At 49.3% G+C, this 16665-nt stretch carries 14 protein-coding genes and 1 tRNA gene; 3 read left to right on the forward strand and 12 right to left on the reverse strand.

The annotated features are described in order from the left end of the window. Positions 1-6: 6 nt before the first annotated feature. From ACMGGE_RS14165 to rraB, 9 genes are all read right to left on the reverse strand, one after another. On the reverse strand, positions 7-1728 hold the full coding sequence (locus ACMGGE_RS14165; RefSeq protein WP_126545560.1) for a DUF262 domain-containing protein: 1722 nt from the start codon (positions 1726-1728) through the stop codon (positions 7-9). Between the two features lie 227 nt (positions 1729-1955). Further along, positions 1956-2408, reverse strand: coding sequence for a hypothetical protein (locus tag ACMGGE_RS14170; protein WP_063152430.1), 453 nt, complete (start codon positions 2406-2408; stop codon positions 1956-1958). Beyond that, on the reverse strand, positions 2408-4450 hold the full coding sequence (locus ACMGGE_RS14175) for an AAA family ATPase (RefSeq protein WP_213845423.1): 2043 nt from the start codon (positions 4448-4450) through the stop codon (positions 2408-2410). Before ACMGGE_RS14175 ends, ACMGGE_RS14170 begins: the two co-directional genes overlap by 1 nt. Before the next feature lies 1 nt (position 4451). Then, positions 4452-4655 (reverse strand): hypothetical protein, encoded by a 204-nt coding sequence (locus ACMGGE_RS14180; protein ID WP_063152428.1) that lies wholly within the window; start codon positions 4653-4655, stop codon positions 4452-4454. Further along, positions 4648-6762 carry a DEAD/DEAH box helicase family protein gene (locus ACMGGE_RS14185; protein ID WP_420293891.1) on the reverse strand — a complete coding sequence of 705 codons (2115 nt, stop codon included), beginning with the start codon at positions 6760-6762 and terminating at the stop codon, positions 4648-4650. Before ACMGGE_RS14185 ends, ACMGGE_RS14180 begins: the two co-directional genes overlap by 8 nt. A gap of 184 nt (positions 6763-6946) precedes the next feature. After that, a tRNA-Leu gene (locus ACMGGE_RS14190) sits at positions 6947-7031 on the reverse strand. Positions 7032-7136: 105 nt separating this feature from the next. Continuing rightward, on the reverse strand, positions 7137-7859 hold the full coding sequence (locus ACMGGE_RS14195; protein ID WP_420293892.1) for a topoisomerase II: 723 nt from the start codon (positions 7857-7859) through the stop codon (positions 7137-7139). A 30-nt stretch (positions 7860-7889) separates the two neighbouring features. Then, positions 7890-8648, reverse strand: coding sequence for a tRNA isopentenyl-2-thiomethyl-A-37 hydroxylase MiaE (gene miaE, locus ACMGGE_RS14200; protein ID WP_420293893.1), 759 nt, complete (start codon positions 8646-8648; stop codon positions 7890-7892). A 46-nt stretch (positions 8649-8694) separates the two neighbouring features. Continuing rightward, a complete protein-coding gene (rraB, locus tag ACMGGE_RS14205) occupies positions 8695-9120 on the reverse strand; it encodes a ribonuclease E inhibitor RraB (RefSeq protein ID WP_023324077.1) in 426 nt (141 codons plus the stop codon). A 99-nt stretch (positions 9121-9219) separates the two neighbouring features. Between rraB and argL the strand changes: the two genes are divergently transcribed. The 3 genes from argL to xynR all read left to right on the forward strand — a co-directional run bounded on the left by argL (position 9220) and on the right by xynR (position 11460). After that, positions 9220-9315, forward strand: coding sequence for a putative translational regulatory protein ArgL (gene argL / locus ACMGGE_RS14210; RefSeq protein WP_213014347.1), 96 nt, complete (start codon positions 9220-9222; stop codon positions 9313-9315). Beyond that, on the forward strand, positions 9285-10289 hold the full coding sequence (argF, locus tag ACMGGE_RS14215; RefSeq protein WP_420293894.1) for an ornithine carbamoyltransferase: 1005 nt from the start codon (positions 9285-9287) through the stop codon (positions 10287-10289). The genes argL and argF overlap by 31 nt, the downstream gene beginning before the upstream one ends. 412 nt (positions 10290-10701) lie before the next feature. Further along, the gene (gene xynR, locus ACMGGE_RS14220) at positions 10702-11460 is read left to right on the forward strand and encodes a DNA-binding transcriptional repressor XynR (RefSeq protein ID WP_046092338.1); all 759 of its coding nucleotides are present in this window, start codon (positions 10702-10704) and stop codon (positions 11458-11460) included. A gap of 4 nt (positions 11461-11464) precedes the next feature. On the opposite strand, the gene ACMGGE_RS14225 is transcribed toward xynR, so the two are convergent. The 3 genes from ACMGGE_RS14225 to yagF form a co-directional block, all read right to left on the reverse strand. Then, entirely contained in the window at positions 11465-13075 is a 1611-nt protein-coding gene (locus tag ACMGGE_RS14225) for a glycoside hydrolase family 43 protein (protein WP_420293895.1), read from the reverse strand. Positions 13076-13086: 11 nt separating this feature from the next. Continuing rightward, positions 13087-14469 (reverse strand): MFS transporter, encoded by a 1383-nt coding sequence (locus ACMGGE_RS14230; RefSeq protein WP_420293896.1) that lies wholly within the window; start codon positions 14467-14469, stop codon positions 13087-13089. A gap of 226 nt (positions 14470-14695) precedes the next feature. Further along, positions 14696-16663 carry a xylonate dehydratase YagF gene (gene yagF / locus ACMGGE_RS14235; RefSeq protein WP_420293897.1) on the reverse strand — a complete coding sequence of 656 codons (1968 nt, stop codon included), beginning with the start codon at positions 16661-16663 and terminating at the stop codon, positions 14696-14698. Positions 16664-16665: the final 2 nt, after the last annotated feature.

The following is a 16665-nucleotide window of genomic DNA, read 5'->3' on the forward strand; positions in this document are numbered from 1 at the left end:
AATTTTTTAATTACACATATCTGAGTTCAGTGGCCAAATTTTAATTGCCAGATCAGCAAGATAGCTACAACGATTAAAAATTGATTCCTCAGACCAATTTGGTAGTGTAGATATTTGTTTTGCGCTATTGAATTCGGAAGAAGAAAATACGCTTTTCTTTTCATCAAAGACAGAGTTCTTGATTTTTCTATTTTTTCCTTTCTCAAGCAAGATCACATTCCCAACAGAATTAACCCAACGACTGTAAGGTTTACTGAAATAATCCAAATTACTGCCCCATACTTCATGGTTTTTAGGGAATATATGCTCTAGGTCTACCTCTAAGAAGTCAGGAATTAAGGCTTTAGTCGCACCCAGATGTAAATCTACTTTACATGAAATATATTTCAATATTGTCGAACTTTCAGTTTCAAATAGGCTAAAACTTTCAATGAAAGAGCCTTGAACTTTTTCTATCAGCGGAATGAAGTTTTTCAAAACATCAGCATCAGATTTACCAGCTTTAAGATCAGCAAGAATTTTCTTAAAGAGAGAATCTATTTCACCAATACCATAATCACAAACTGTTACCCACCTAAACAATAAATTCAATGATAATTCAGCCAACTTTTCAAGAATACTTTCTTTATTTTTTAGTGCGTAAAGGAAACAAGGCAAATGGATTGTATAGCCCAATAAATTCATTTCGGCTACTTTTTCTGCCCATTTATCGTTGGTATTTATCTTAGGCCAATTAAGATTTGACTTATTTTTTAGCTTACTAAATGGTTCAGAATTTTGAATAAGCTCACTTAGAAAATTCCTAGTATTGATTTCGTCATTACCAATTTTTTTTCTGATTGTTTGATAAAGCGTTGCTTTTGTAACATCCGTTGATTCGTAAGAGTTCCAGTAAACCTTAATATAATCTACGAAACTTGCAGGAACAGCCTGAATTTTTTTTACCAAGTCATCCCATTCGCAAAGCGCTGCATCTTGATAATTACTCGAAATATTGCTTAAGATCTTATTTTTTAGCAGGTCAGCAACAGAGAGGTCCATCCCCTTTGAGTTAAGAGATTCAAATATTATGTAAGCGTCGAAATCATCTTCAACTGTGATAGTTACGAACTTCAGTTTCGTAATAACGAAGCGGAAAAATTTTTTGAGTTCAGTTAAAGAATTACTACGGCCAAAAAATTCTTTTCTTACTTTCTCTTGGAAAAAACGCTTTGCTTTTGTTATTCTGTTTGATTTATTTACTACATTAGTAAGAACTTCTCGTTTTGATATATCTAAAGCATCTTCAAAATATTTTGAATCTTTGTTATTTGCTCGCAAATAATAGTCATCTTGTTTAATGTGTCTGTTGACGCTTGAAAATAAAGAGTCAGCAGCATCTTCTCTTTTCTCAGTCGTTGAATCAAGATCATCAGAACTAATTACGCCATCAACAACAAGCTTAGAATAATCCTGGATTACAGACAGCAATAACATGAAGCTAATCGTTCTTTGTTGTCCATCAACAATATCATACTGAGTTCCGTTCTTACCTCGACTTGCTAATAGTAACGTCCCCATAAAATATTCTTTACCTTCATTATAAGAGGTAATAATATCAGTCCATAGTTCGCTAAGCTCATTGCTGGCAGTCCATGAGTAATCACGTTGATATCGGGGAATAAAATATCGAGTATCTAAACCATAAAATATCTGCTCTAAGTTTTTGCCATCTGCTTTAATGTTCACGGTTACTCCAAGATTACTCTAACAATAAATACACGAATGAATTATACCACACTATTAAATATGCATATGAATAATAATTGATATATATATCATACTAGTAGAAACCTCAGGTAGTCATCATAACGGTGAATACTTCGTGAGTTAAAATATATTACTTGTATCAAAAGCACCTTAATAATATCAAGGTGCTTAAGAGTTACATTCGAAACCATACACAAATATCAATATTAAGACAAAAGATCTTCAATATTATTGATATCAACAGCATTGTTACTACTCTGCTCATTTGATATCTCAGTCGCAGCACTAAGCATATGAAGAAGAATTACTTCAGACTTATCTTTCAATGGGAATTCATGTAACCAATCATTGATAACATTCATACCAGCATTGACAGCACTTTGAAAATGGTCCCAGCACTGATTTATGTTCTCTTCTCTAAGGCACTCCATACCATTAGTTTTGTTTATACCAATCAAATATATTAAACCTTCCATTTGATTATTAGTAAATACAGTATCTCTGGCTGATTTTCCTCTTGTTTTGATTTGTACATTATCTAAACGCCAGCCAATTGATGCTGCAAAACATGCGAAATGCATATATGTTGGAAAGATCTTGTCTTCATCCACTACTTCGGTAAGAAGATCATCAAATTGGGCATCGAAATAAATTTCCATTAAATTTCCTTAATCAATGAACCTTCAAAATCCGACTCATAAATTGATTGCTGATGAACTATATTTTTGATTTCAATGAGATCAGAGGGCTTTTCATTTTGCTTTTCAGTTTTATGTGAAATAATCAAATATTCTTTGCCAACACGATCTTTTATTGAAGAGTCAACGGTCCCACTCCAATGAGAAGAGGAAAGTAGTAATATCAATTGCTCACAGCATTGAGGTAAAAATATTGCTGTTGCTTGGCGATATGTATCGTCAAGCTCACCGAAAGGGGCATCAATGAAAAATGGTGCAACAGTACCTTTGATTAAAAAACGATTATCTCCTGAAGCCCGTTGTGCACAAAATCCTAAAAGTGCTGAAACAAAGGATAGATTTAAAAGGAGATTTTCCCCCTTACTTTTTGCAACTAAAGAACCATCTGGTCTTGCTAATTTAAAGTCGAAGTTTTCCGTAACTCTAACGTTAAATTCTTTCCTTGAAAAGTTATTCAAAATAACATTTACACTTACTGCAATATTATTTCTAGCTGTTAATTCATAATTCTTTAGTTTCGATTCACATAAACGGACTAGTTTCTCTAACTTCTCAATATCTCGATTATATTTATAAACCAAATCATTGTCTGGCGCATTAGAACTTATCCATCGGTCACATTCACCAATTCTAGTATTAAGTACAGAAATATTTTTTTCAATATTACTCATTCTAATTTTTGCGTTTTCTTTTTGTGTCGATATAGAATGTATCTCTTTATTAATTGTTGCAACCTCTCTTTCTCCACCATCACCTATATCTTCTAATTGTTGTTGGAGGTCAGCTATTTCAAGTGTAGATATTTGTTTTTCTCTTAATAAATTTGCAATCTCCTTATCAATATCTTGGTATGCCGTAATAAATTCTTGTGGTTTCTCAGAAAGATTTCCTATAGACCCTGCAAAATGTACTGCTGCGAGTCTTTTTTGTTTTATATCAGCTGTATTAGCTTTATTCCTTAAGCTTTTGATATGCTCATATTCAGAAGATAAAGGATTAACCTCTCTGCCACAAATGCATAATTTTGCGTCAATAATCTTATTAATTAAACTCTCATCATATGGAGAAGGTATCTCACCCAAAACCTCCTTTTCAGTAATATTTAGCATCGTATCGTTTGCTAATTTATAGCCAAAGAGTATCATTCCATATTGGTAAATTAATTTTTTTTGTTTAGCCATAAGTTCGCTAGTTTTTGCTTCGATGTGCTTTACCCTTTTCTCTTCTGCTTGTTTTTTGTTTTGTATATCAGAGACATTATATACTTTTATATTCTTAAGTCTCTCACTCAGTGCATCTAACTCAATCTGATAATTTTCAATATTATCTTTACAAACTTCTCTAGCAGAAATCAATTCTCTCCTGTCATACTCCAGATCAGTTTTTATTTTATATTTAGCACTATATTCATTATTTTTTTTTGTTATTTTTTGAATCTCTACCTTTCTTCTTGAAATTAATTCAATCAGATCATCCTTTGCATATTCAGCAGATGTGAATCCTAATATGTCTCTTATTGCCTTCCTGAACTTAGTCAAATTATTATTATTATTAATGTTAGCAATACCCTCACCATGGAAGAAAAAATAGTCAGCCATTTGAGAAGGAATAACACTTTGAATAAATGGTAATGCTAACTTAACTTGCTTAATAAATGTACCATTTTCTAATTCGTATACAATAACATCATTATTCTGTGTGCTATTATTATATTCTCGTTTTATATAAAATTCTTTACCTTCATGATTAAATATGATCTCTACAGTAGCTATAATATTTCCTTGACTCAATGAAAAAATATTCACTATTTCACGGGGGTTTTCAAAGTCATTAGTAAAGCGATTATAAAAACACCATAAAATTGCATTTAAAAGAGTGGTTTTTCCTAGACCATTTTCACCATGAATTAAAGTAATGTTTTTTTCCTCATCTGTGGAAAAAACAATAGTGTTACTTCCATAGAATTGCCTAAAGTTGGTGACTATAATCTTGTTTAATTTCATGTTATGACTCCAAGTATTCTTTCAATATTGAATCAATATAATTCAACCGAATTTTATCATCAGAAGGATTCGATACAGAACGAGCAACTCTTTCATGATCTATTATTTTTTGAAGAATTCTATCTTCATCGGTTGATAAAAAGTCGGGGTCTTTCTCCAAAGAATCACGAATCTGTTTAAGTATTTCTACATGATTGTTAGACATCTACTATCTCCGTTTCGATCGCTAGGCGGCTAAATTCATGAATTCTTGCTTCCTCCCGTTTTATTAAGGAATCAAGTGCTTGAGAGTTCCTATTAGTGGGAGGAGATACAATAAAATCATAAATCACTGCAAACTCTTTCCCAGTACTTTTACGTAAGATGCGTCCCCTTCGTTGAATATACTGCCTTGTACTATTTGCACTAGCTAAAATAAATGCATACCTACAATCTGGAATATCAATTCCTTCATCCAAAACTCTTTTAGCTACCAGAGAATCTAAAGTGCCATTTTTGAATGCCTCTAAATATTCTTCTCTCTGAATATTCGTTTGTTCACTGGTAAATCGAGCATTTTTATAACCATATTTGGCGAGTACCCTTGTAACTTTATCAATGATTTGTGTTGAACCATATTCTTCGTTAACTTCTTCTGATAAATCACTCCCCTCGCCGCAGTAAAATAAGGATTTTGATTTTATCCCTTCATTTTTTAGAAGTTTATCTAATTTGTAATATTTGCTTTTTATAGCTCCCAACATTCTTGTACGCCTTAAAAGCAGATGCAATAGTTGACTTTCATCAATACTAACCCCTTTTTCTCTTTTACCTTCTAAAACTGAAATGGATTTCGAAATCTGCAAGTAACTCTCAACTTCATCATCATCCATTTCACAATATATTGTTTTATATTTATATGGGCACAACACATTGTCTTTCAATGCATCTTCAAGATCGTACTTAGCAATCGGCTGCCCATATATATTCCTGAGAAAAACTGCTGAATCCGAGTAATAGTCCTCCCATGGTGTGGCAGATAATCCAATTTTGAATTTTGCTTCAGGGACAATTCCGTTCATTTTGAATGAACCATGATGATGACATTCATCACAAATAAAAAGCATTCCATTTGGATTAATCTTATTCAATTCAAACTGAAAATCATTTGATTTCAACGTTGCATTAATAACAATAATAGCGTTGAATTTTTTATTTTTCGCTAAATTTGACGATGCGACAATTTTTTTTAATTGAAAACTCCAGTTGTTTTTTGAAAAACCACAAATCAAGGGGAATATATTATAACGAGCCATTTCTTTTCGCCATTGCTCAGCTAAGGCTTGATACGGCACAGCTACAATAAAAAACAAATTACTATTCATATGTTGAAAAAGCTTTGTTGCTGCATGTAATGCAGTAATCGTTTTCCCAGCACCTGTTGCCATTGTAAAAATCCCTTTAAATGAATTATTCTGCCACTCCTTGATTGCATTTTCTTGATGTTTTTTCAGAGAATAAGGCAGCCCATTAATATAAAGAGGGATTTTTGGATTGAGATTGTCCTCGAAATCAATACGCACAAAATCTTTAGAATTTGTATTAATTTTAGAAAACAACTCATTGAAATAATTTAAATCCTTCCCCTTGGAATATTCTTTTATTGAAGAAATAAAATCTGGTGTTGCTGGTACAACCTTAATGTTTTTAACGTTGTTATTCCATAATGAATCAAATTTTCGCTCTATTTGAATTCCATACTTAGCATATACCTCAGAATCAATGTCACTAAATACCATTATCGATTCACTATTTACATCGCCACTTAAAGCACTTCCTGTTTCATTAGCGGAACCTCCAAATGATATTTTCCTTCCATCCTCTGATATCAACACGCCAATTTTTTCATGATACATTCCATTATTTTTTAGAGCAAATTTGATATCGAGATTACCGTTAAAAACAAGATATGAAAGTAACTCTATACCTGCCTTCAATACGTTTGAAGTACATTCATAATAAATTCTGTTTAATGTTTCTGCGCAACATTGGCTTAAAAAGGAGTTTTTTTTAGTTTCGTCTATTGCATCAAACTCCTCTCGTGACAACGGAGAGCCTATTATCAACTGCATCCTTCCATCGTTATGAATGAACTGAAAAAGCCCTTGCGCAGCTAACATTATTGATGATGAAGAAAAATAACCAACCGCTCTTTTATATATTTTTGCTAATGGTAGAGCTTTATTATAAAAATCTTTAATAATGTCATCATAATCAGTATCGTATACAACGTTTGGTTTAAACTCAGATAACGTTTTTTTGCTGTCGAACATCATCTCCTCCGCTAAACAACATTCTCAAAGCAATCTGAGTTCCTTTAAAAATGCCCATTGGTTCAGAATACTCCTAAATAATATTTAGCAGGTTTTAAAGGGGACATCAATGAGAAAGCATGTAAAATGCGAGGATTATGCAAACAAAAAAAGCCGCCCTTAAGCGACTTTGATTTGCATCTTATGGTGCCGAAGGCCGGACTCGAACCGGCACGTATTTCTACGGTTGATTTTGAATCAACTGCGTCTACCGATTTCGCCACTTCGGCACTGAAGGGGATGCGGAAACGTTGTGGATTATACCTGTCGCGCGCCGCCATGCAAGCGACGACGCGCTAAACCCGCGCTAAGTGCCCAAAAAACCAGCGCTACCGTCAGTCCAGCTCAGACACCGCCAGCCGAATCACCCTCGCCGCCTTCTGCTCCGGCAGCGCCAGCACCTTCGCCCACATCTCCTGCACCATATCGCAGGAGAGCTTCTCTTTGCCCACTGCCTTCTCCGGCATCTGCAGCAGCTGGATGCCCTCGCCGTACTTATCGGCAAGTTGCTTCATAATCGGTCGCACATCCTCGACGGCCGCCTCGCGTTCGGCGGGTGTCACGATGTGGCGATTTTTGCCGTAGGCCGCGCGCATCATGTCGGCGTCGGCCTGCATGCGCCGCGTCATCAGGACTTTATCCAGCATGCGCATCGGGTTCACGCCGCCCTTCACCATCGGGTAGAGGAAGCGGAAGCAGGCGTCGTCGCTCACCTTCTGGATGGCGGCGGTCTGCTCCATGTTGATGGTCATGTAGTTCACCACGTTGGCGTCCGGGGCGTTTTGCAGGCGCGACATCTGCAGATGCAGGATCTGCGGCTGGATGGTGTCGATAATCTGCTGCTCCGGCTCGCCCGCTTTTTGCAGGGCAGCCATCTGGTCGAGGATGCGCTGATGCAGCGCGGGCTCCTGCTCCTTAATCACCTGCCAGGCGGGCATCGCGTTGAGGGTGGTATCAATCTGGTGTTCGGGGGCACGCTGCTTATCGAAGAATACCCAGAACGCCACGGCGGCGGCCGCGACGACGACAATCACAATACGGGTCCACGTTTTATTCATCTCGCATCCTTATCCTTTCGCTATGCCGGTTTACACCGGCACGCCGCTGTGGAAGCGAAACTCGGTGTCCGGTGTCGAGATAAGTGTGGCTTCAATTTCGCCAAAAAGCTTTATACGCGGTGAGATATCGTCGTCGCTCACCTGCTGCGCCAGCGTCAGGTAGTCCTGATAGTGGCGCGCTTCCGAGCGCAGCAGCGAGAGATAGAACTTCTGCAGCTCGTCGTCGAGGAACGGGGCCAGCGCGGCGAAGCGTTCGCAGGAGCGGGCTTCGATGTAGGCGCCGCAGATGAGCTTGTCGATCAGCGTCAGCGGTTCGTGGGTACGCACTTCCTTCAGCATCCCTTTGGCGTAGCGGCTGGCGGTGATTTTGACGTACGGAATGTCGCGCGCCAGCATCGCCTCGCGCACCTGCCAGAAGTGGTGCAGCTCCTCTTTAATCAACAGCACCATGCTGTCGATGAGCGCCTGGCCCCACGGGTCGTCGGTTTTGGGCATCACGCTTTTGCCAATCTGCCTGTGCAGGGCAATGAAGTTCGGCTCCGGGCCGTCGCGGAAGGTGAACTGTTCGTAGGGTTTGAGCCAGTCGAGCAGCGCGTCGGCACCGCTTTCGTCGGCGACGTATTTACGCACCAGCAGCAGCGCGGTCTGGGCGGCCTTGAGCTCGCACACCATGTGGTCTGTGAGCAGCAGCGGCAGGTTTGCCGGGTCGCGGGCTTTATCAATCCATGCTTGCGGGGTCGGGCACTGGAGGAAGTTGAGTACGGGGGCGAGTATCTGCGGGTAATCCATGGTTCTGCCTTGAAAAAGCGGTGGCGCGGGCCACCGCCTGAATCACTTAGTGACGCACACCGTCGTCGTCTTCGTCGATGTAATCTTCGTCGTCGCCTTCTTCGCCGTCTTCACCGTTCGGATCTTCGAAGTAGGTTCCCCAGCCGTCGTATTCCACGTCAAACTTCTCGGCCAGGTTCATCAGCTGTTCGACCTGCGCGTCGATCAGCTCCGCCTTCAGCGCGCCTTCGCTCAGGATGTCGCAGCAGATGACGGTGTCGCCCTCTTCCACTTCCAGCTCTTCCGGCTCGGTCACTTCGTAGCCCAGCTTGAAGGCTTCCACGGCCATTTTTTCCAGCGCGTCGAAATCATCCGCAGAGAAATGGTGCTCGATGGTGTACAGCGCGTCCGGATCGCTACCGTCTTCCAGCAGCTCTTCAATAATCAGACGCGTCTCTTCGCGTTGCTCTTCCAGTAATTCCGGGTTTGCCATGGCTCAATCCTCTTTAAAGTGCGGCAGATACTTCTATTTTCACACACGGACGGGTTTGCCTCCACCTTTGTTGGAAAGATTTGTGAAACGGGGTTGCAAATGAATAATTACACATATAAAGTGAATTTTAATTCAATAAGTGGCGTTCGCCATGTGAGGATAAAATGTCTGATCTGTACAAGAAACACTTTCTGAAATTGCTCGACTTTACCCCTGCACAGTTCACTTCTCTGCTGACCCTTGCCGCACAGCTCAAAGCCGATAAGAAAAAGGGCAAGGAAGTACAAAAACTTACCGGTAAAAACATCGCGCTCATCTTCGAAAAAGACTCGACCCGTACCCGTTGCTCTTTCGAAGTTGCCGCATTTGACCAGGGCGCGCGCGTTACCTATTTAGGGCCGAGCGGCAGCCAGATTGGGCATAAAGAGTCAATTAAGGACACCGCGCGCGTGCTCGGGCGGATGTACGACGGCATTCAGTATCGCGGCCACGGCCAGGAAGTCGTCGAGACTCTGGCGCAGTATGCGGGCGTGCCGGTGTGGAACGGGCTGACCAACGAGTTCCATCCAACCCAACTGCTGGCGGACCTGCTGACCATGCAGGAGCACCTGCCGGGCAAGGCGTTTAACGAGATGACGCTGGTCTACGCGGGCGACGCGCGCAACAACATGGGCAACTCGATGCTGGAAGCGGCGGCGCTGACCGGGCTGGATCTGCGCCTGGTGGCCCCGAAAGCCTGCTGGCCGGAAGAGAGCCTGGTAGCGGAGTGCAGCGCGCTGGCGGAGAAGCACGGCGGGAAAATCACGCTGACGGAAGACGTGGCGGCGGGCGTGAAGGGCGCGGACTTTATCTATACCGACGTGTGGGTGTCGATGGGTGAAGCCAAAGAGAAGTGGGCGGAGCGTATCGCGCTGCTGCGCGGGTATCAGGTGAATGCGAAGATGATGGCGCTGACCGGCAACCCGGACGTGAAGTTCCTGCACTGTCTGCCAGCGTTCCATGACGACCAGACCACGCTCGGCAAGCAGATGGCGAAGGAGTTCGATCTGCACGGCGGGATGGAAGTGACGGACGAGGTGTTTGAGTCGGCGGCGAGCATCGTGTTCGACCAGGCAGAAAACCGGATGCATACGATTAAGGCGGTGATGGTGGCGACGCTTGGGGAGTGATTGACTCCTCTGCGGTCTGGTGCCCTCACCCCGGCCCTCTCCCACGGGGAGAGGGAGAAAACCCAGCCCGTAGGCCCGTGCAAGCGAAGCGCCGCCGGGCGAATCAGGCGGTGATGCGGCCTGGTGCCCTCACCCCGGCCTTCTCCCACGGGGAGAGAGAACACCCAGCCCGTAGGCCCGTGCAAGCGAAGCGCCGCCGGGCGAATCAGGCGACGATGCGGCCTGATGCCCTCTCCCACAGGGTGAGGGAGAACACCCAGCCCGTAGGCCCGTGCAAGCGAAGCGCCGCCGGGCGAATCAGGCGACGATGCGGCCTGATGTCCTTTCTCCCACAACCCGCTCTACTTAATTGATTTTTCACCCCGAAAAAGGTACGTTTTCGCCTTAATTCCAGCGTGGACATACCAGCATTATGCCGATTATTCAGTCTGTTGAACGTGCGTTGCAGATCCTCGACCTGTTCAACGAGCAGGCCACCGAGCTTAAGATCACCGACATCAGCAAACTGATGGGGCTGAGCAAGAGTACCCTCCACTCGCTGCTGAAAACCCTGCAGCTTCACGGCTATATCGATCAGAACCCGGAGAACGGCAAATATCGCCTCGGCATGAAGCTGGTCGAGCGCGGCCATTTTGTCGTGGGCTCCATCGATATTCGTCAGAAGGCGAAAGGCTGGCTGACGGAGCTGTCCCAGCGGACCGGGCAGACCACCCATCTGGGGATTCTGGACGGGCGTGAAGGGGTCTATATCGAGAAGATTGAAGGCAAGCTGGCCGCCATCGCCTATTCGCGCATTGGCCGCCGCCTGCCGGTTCACGCCACCGCCATCGGCAAGGTGTTGATTGCCTGGCTGGGCGAGGCCGAGCTGAACGCCCTGCTGGAGGGTTATCAGTACACCACCTATACCCCTTCCACCCTCGCCTCTCGCGAAGCATTAATGGCCGCTCTGGCGCAGACCCGCGAGCAGGGTTACGCCCTGGATAGTGAAGAGAACGAGCAGGGCGTGCGCTGCGTGGCGGTGCCGGTGTGGAACCACGAGTCCCGCGTGATTGCAGCCCTGAGCCTGTCGACGCTGACCTCCCGCGTGGACGACGCAGAGCTGGCTAATTTCCGCGAGCAGCTTCAGCAGGCCGGGCTCCAGCTCTCACGCGCACTAGGCTACCCGGCCTGAGCCGTTAAACCGGCTCGTAGGTGAAGTAGTCAAAGTCTGCGTGGCAGCCGTCGCCGCTGATGTCCTCGCAGTGCAGCCCCACAAACGCGCCGGTAAAGAAGCCGCGCCCGCCGATGTAGTCGTCCGACAGCTTCCACGCCTCATACGTCACCGGCACGGTGTGCCACGTCTCGCCGTCGAACGAGTAGCTGTAGCGGTAGACCAGCGTATCCACGTCCACCCGCAGCCAGATGCTCTCCGCACACTCCGGCACCGAAATCGGCTGCTCGTGCAGCGGCCACGACGGCACGTTGTGGTCGAGCTGGATCACCTTAATCGTTCTCCCCTGCCCCTCCTCGTAGTCCACAAAGCAGTAGCTCCAGTTTTTGCTGTTGTAGTAGCAGGTCAGCCCCGCGCTCTGCTGGAAGTGGACCGGCGAGAACTGCATCCGCGTCTCGGCCCGGAAGGTGAAGTGCTGCCAGCGGCGCGCCACGGTCGACTGGGTGAAGGTCGAGTTGAGCGAGTCGTTGCCGTAGAGCCGTAAGTAGCCCGGGCGCGCGGTGAGCGAGCCGAGGGTGTCGTCGAACGGAATGCGCAGGGTCTGCAACTCCGGGTCAAGCGAACTGGCGTCGAAATCCTCCCGCCAGCTGCCCTGAACGGCTGCAGGCTGCTCCGCCACCTGCGGGCCTTTCACGGTCAGCTGCGCGTGCTTGCCGCCTTCCACGTACGGCCAGCCGTCGCGCCATTCAATGCGGGCGATACCGGTCTCGCGCCCCAGCGGGCAGTAGCCACGCCCGCCGGAGGCCAGCAGCGGCACGCCGGGCAGGCGCAGCGGGCGGCTGGTGAGGTAGGCCATGAACCACTCCCCCGTGTGGGTCTGCAGCAGCGAGCCGTGGCCGCTCTTCTGCAGCGGGTTCTCCGGCAGGTGCCAGCTGGTCATCATCGTCACGTCCGGGTGCAACTCGTACGGCCCGTCGATGTTTTTGGAACGCAGCACCACGACGGCGTGCTCGTAGCTGGTGCCGCCTTCGGCGACCATCAGGTAGTACCATCCCGCGTGGCGATACAGGTGCGCCCCCTCGGTGTAGCAGAGCGGCGTGCCGGTAAACAGGGTTTTGCGCTCGGGCGAGAGGGTGTCGGTCTGCGGGTCAAACGCCTGCATCACGATGGTGTTGTGCGGGTTGCTGTGGTGGCGCGGCCCCCACGGGCGGTAGAGGTAATATTTGCGGCCATCGTCGTCGTGGAACAGGGACGGGTCAAACCCGCCGTTGCCCATCGGGATCGGCTCGCTCCACGGCCCCTCAATGGACGGCGCGGTGACGAGGAAGTTGCGGCCATTTTTCCACGGCGAGTCGACAATCTTCACGTCGGTGTAGAGCAGCCAGAATTTACCGTCGGCGTAGCTCAGGCACGGCGCCCAAATGCCGCCGGAGTCCGGGTTGCCCTTCATGTCCAGCATCGACACGCGGTTCAGCGGGGTGCTGACCAGCGACCAGTTTTTCAGGTCGCGGGAGTGGTAGATGCGCACGCCCGGGAACCACTCGAAGGTCGAAGTGGCGATGTAGTAGTCCTCACCCTGGCGGCACAGGGACGGGTCCGGGTTGAAACCGGTCAGAATAGGGTTAGTGATTTGCATAGTGCCTCCGGTTAATGGGATGCGGCTGTCGCGGCGTCGGGAACGGCCTCGCCCTGCGCCGCGCGGTGCTTGATCAGCTGCTGGCTGATGGCCTCCACGCGGGCGTCGGTAAGCTTGTAGAACGACAGCATGATGAACATGCCCGCGTAGAGCACCACCGGCACCACGCAGAACAGGATTTTGATGGTGGTCAGCACTTCCACCGGCTGCACGCTGCTGCTGGCGGAGTAGTTAACGTACGCCAGGATCCAGCCCACCACAGCCCCGCCAATCGCCAGGCCAATCTTCAGGCTGAACAGGTAGGTGGAGAACACCAGGCCGTCGAGGCGGCGCCCGCTGCGACTCTCCTCGTAATCCACCACGTCAGAGGCCATCAGCCACTGCAGCGGCGTGGTGGTGTTAAAGACGAACAGGAACAGGATGTTGAGGGCGAAGATCAGCGCGATATGTTCCGCCGGGGTGACGAAAATCAGCAGGCTGATAAGCGAATAGCCGACGATGATCCACTTGAAGGCGGTGACGCGGTCGAAGCGCCCCAGCAGGCGGGAGGAGCAGAGTGAGCCAAACATGGTGGCGAGGCTGCCGTAGAGTAAAAACTGGGTCGCCATCTCCGGGTGATCCATCACGTATTTGACGAAGTAGAGCGTCGCCCCGCCGCGCACCACGTTGGAACAGGTCGCCATCATCTTGAACGCGCACATGATCCGCCACTGGCCGTTGCCGAGCAGCAGCTTGAGATCTTTCGCCACCGACGAGCCCGGCTGCACCTCAAAGGTGTAGCGCTCTTTGGTGGTGAAGAAGCAGACGTAGAGCAGCACCACGCCGGTCAGGCCCAGCACGCACATGGCGCCGAAATAGCCCACCTGCTCGTCCCCTTTGCCGATGATGCTCACCAGCGGCAGGGCAATGCCGCTGATGGCGAGCGATCCCGCCGCCGCCAGGAAGAAGCGCCAGGACTGCAGGGCATGACGCTCTTTCGGGTCGGCGGTGATGACGCCGGGCATGGCGCAGTACGGCACGTTAACGAAGGTGTAGACCAGGGTCAGAAGAATGTAGGTCACGCAGGCGTAGATAATTTTGCCCTGCGCGGAGAAGTCCGGCGTGTAGAAGGTCAGCACGCAGACGATGCCAAACGGGATGGCGCCCCACAGCAGGAACGGGCGGAACTGGCCGTGCCGCGTGCGGGTGCGGTCGACCAGCAGCCCCATCAGCGGGTCGGTCACGGCGTCGAGCACGCGGGAGATTAAAAACAGCGTCCCCATAATGCCCGCCGACAGGCCAAAGACGTCGGTGTAGAAGTAGGCCAGCAGGAACATGGTAGCCTGCCAGACGAAGCCGCAGGCGGTGTCACCCAGCCCGTAGCCAATTTTGTCTTTCATGGTTAATTGCGTCATCAGAATTACACCCTTATGTAGTGTGCTGAATTACAACATCGTGTTAATGGAGTGTAATGAGCTGTTCAATTAACCAGCAATGGTCATATCTTATTTCTGAATTACGTTATTTTGCTTTTGTGACGCCAACGATATATCACAACTTATTGATTAAATTGATAAAATAAAGACAGGCAAAAGCCGTCCACAGAATATATTCCGTAGACGACAATCGCGTGAAAAATAATTAAAGTCCGAGTGCTTTTTTACCGGCGTTAATTACCTCGATAATTTTATCGGTGTCATAAATACAGCCTTTCCAGGTGCCGCCGCTGACCGACTGCAGTGCCGCCCACAGGCGGGTGTCGTCCGGCAAAAAGTCGTGGGCGTGCAGGTCCGGGTGCGTCTGCCGCATTGCCAGCTCGCGCGCGCCCTCCTCCGGCGTCAGCGGGTTATCCGCCGTGCCGATAAAGTTCACGCTGCCTGTTAATGTCAGCCGGTCGACGGCTATCTCGATGATGTCGTTATCGCGCAGCTTGCCAATCGGCCCGCCCGCCAGCGCCTCCGGCGACACGTGGCCGAAGCAGGCGCCTGTCGACACGCCGGAGAAGCGCGCATCGGTGATTAACGACACCGTCTTGCCCCACGAGATATGCTTCAGCGCGGAGGTGAGCTGATAGGTCTCTTCCATGCCGGTGCCGGACGGCCCGCCGCCGATCACCACCATGATATCGCCCTGCGCAATTTCTTCCCGCTTGATGGCCTTGATCGCCTGCGCTTCCGAGACAAACACCCGCGCCCGACCGGTGTGGCGGTATACGCCATCTTCACCGACGACCGACGGGTCGATCGCCGTGGCCTTGATCACCGATCCTTCCGGCGCAATGTTGCCCGTCGGGAAGCAAACCGTTGAGGTCAACCCTTTCGCTTTTGCTTTCTCCGGCGGCAGGATCACGTCATCCGGATCCACGCCATCCTGCTCGCGCAGGCACTGGCGGAAGCGCGCCCGGCGTTCGGACGCCTGCCACCAGTCGAGGTTTTCGCCGACCGTCTGGCCGGTCACGGTCATGGCGTCCAGATGCAGCAGGCCAAGATCGCGCAGGTGAAGCATCACCTCCGGAACGCCGCCCGCGAGGAAGGCGCGCACGGTCGGGTGATAGTCCGGGCCGTTGGGCAGCACGCTGACCAGGCGCGGCACCTTACGGTTGACGCGCGTCCAGTGCTCTACGTCCGGAATAGTACAGCCCGCTGCGTGGGCGATGGCCGGAATGTGCAGCAGTAAATTGGTGGAGCCGCCGAACGCCGCGTGGATCACCATGGCGTTTTCGATGGCTTTATCGGTGAGGATATCGCGCGTGGTGATGCCGTGGTTATCCAGCTCGCTGACCGCGCGCGCCGACTGGCGGGCGATCTCCAGCCACACCGCCTGCCCGGACGGGGCCAGCGCGGAGTGCGGCAGCGCCAGCCCCAGCGCTTCCGCGACCACCTGCGAGGTGCCCGCCGTGCCGAGGAACTGACATCCGCCGCCCGGCGAGGCGCAGGCGCGGCAGCCCAGCTCGGCGGCCTCCTGCAGGGAGAGTTCGTGGTTGGCAAAGCGCGCGCCGATAGTCTGCACCTTACCCGCGTCTTCCCCCACGGTTGGCGGCAGCGTCGCCCCGCCCGGCACCAGAATGGTCGGCAGGTCGTGCATCGAGGCCAGCGCAATCATGGTGGCGGGCAGCCCTTTATCACAGGTGGCGACGCCAATCACCGCCCGGCGTGTCGGAAGGGAACGGATCAGGCGGCGAAATACGATCGCCGCGTCGTTACGGTACGGCAGGGAGTCGAACATGCCGTGCGTGCCCTGAGAACGGCCGTCGCAGGGATCGCTGACGAAGGCCGCAAACGGGATCCCGCCGTTGCGGGTGATCTCCTTCGCCGCCGCCTGCATCTGCATGCCGATCTCCCAGTGCCCGGTGTGGTAGCCCAGCGCGACCGGGCGTCCGTCCCCGGCGCGGATGCCGCCCTGGGTGCCGATAATCAGCACCTCTTTGCCGGTCAGCTTGTTGGCGTCCCAGCCCATCCCGGCGTTCTGCGTCATGCCGAACAGGTTGCCGCTAGGGGATTCCATCAGCATCTGCGGGGTCAGCGGCAGTGCGCCCTGCGGCCCCGCCGCGTGGGTGATCACCGCATAAAACGCATCGTCCTGTGGGGTGAAAATCTTCTCGATGGTCATGG

The sequence above is a fragment of the Enterobacter sp. BNK-22 genome (genome assembly GCF_048684805.1).
Classification (GTDB): domain Bacteria; phylum Pseudomonadota; class Gammaproteobacteria; order Enterobacterales; family Enterobacteriaceae; genus Enterobacter; species Enterobacter quasiroggenkampii.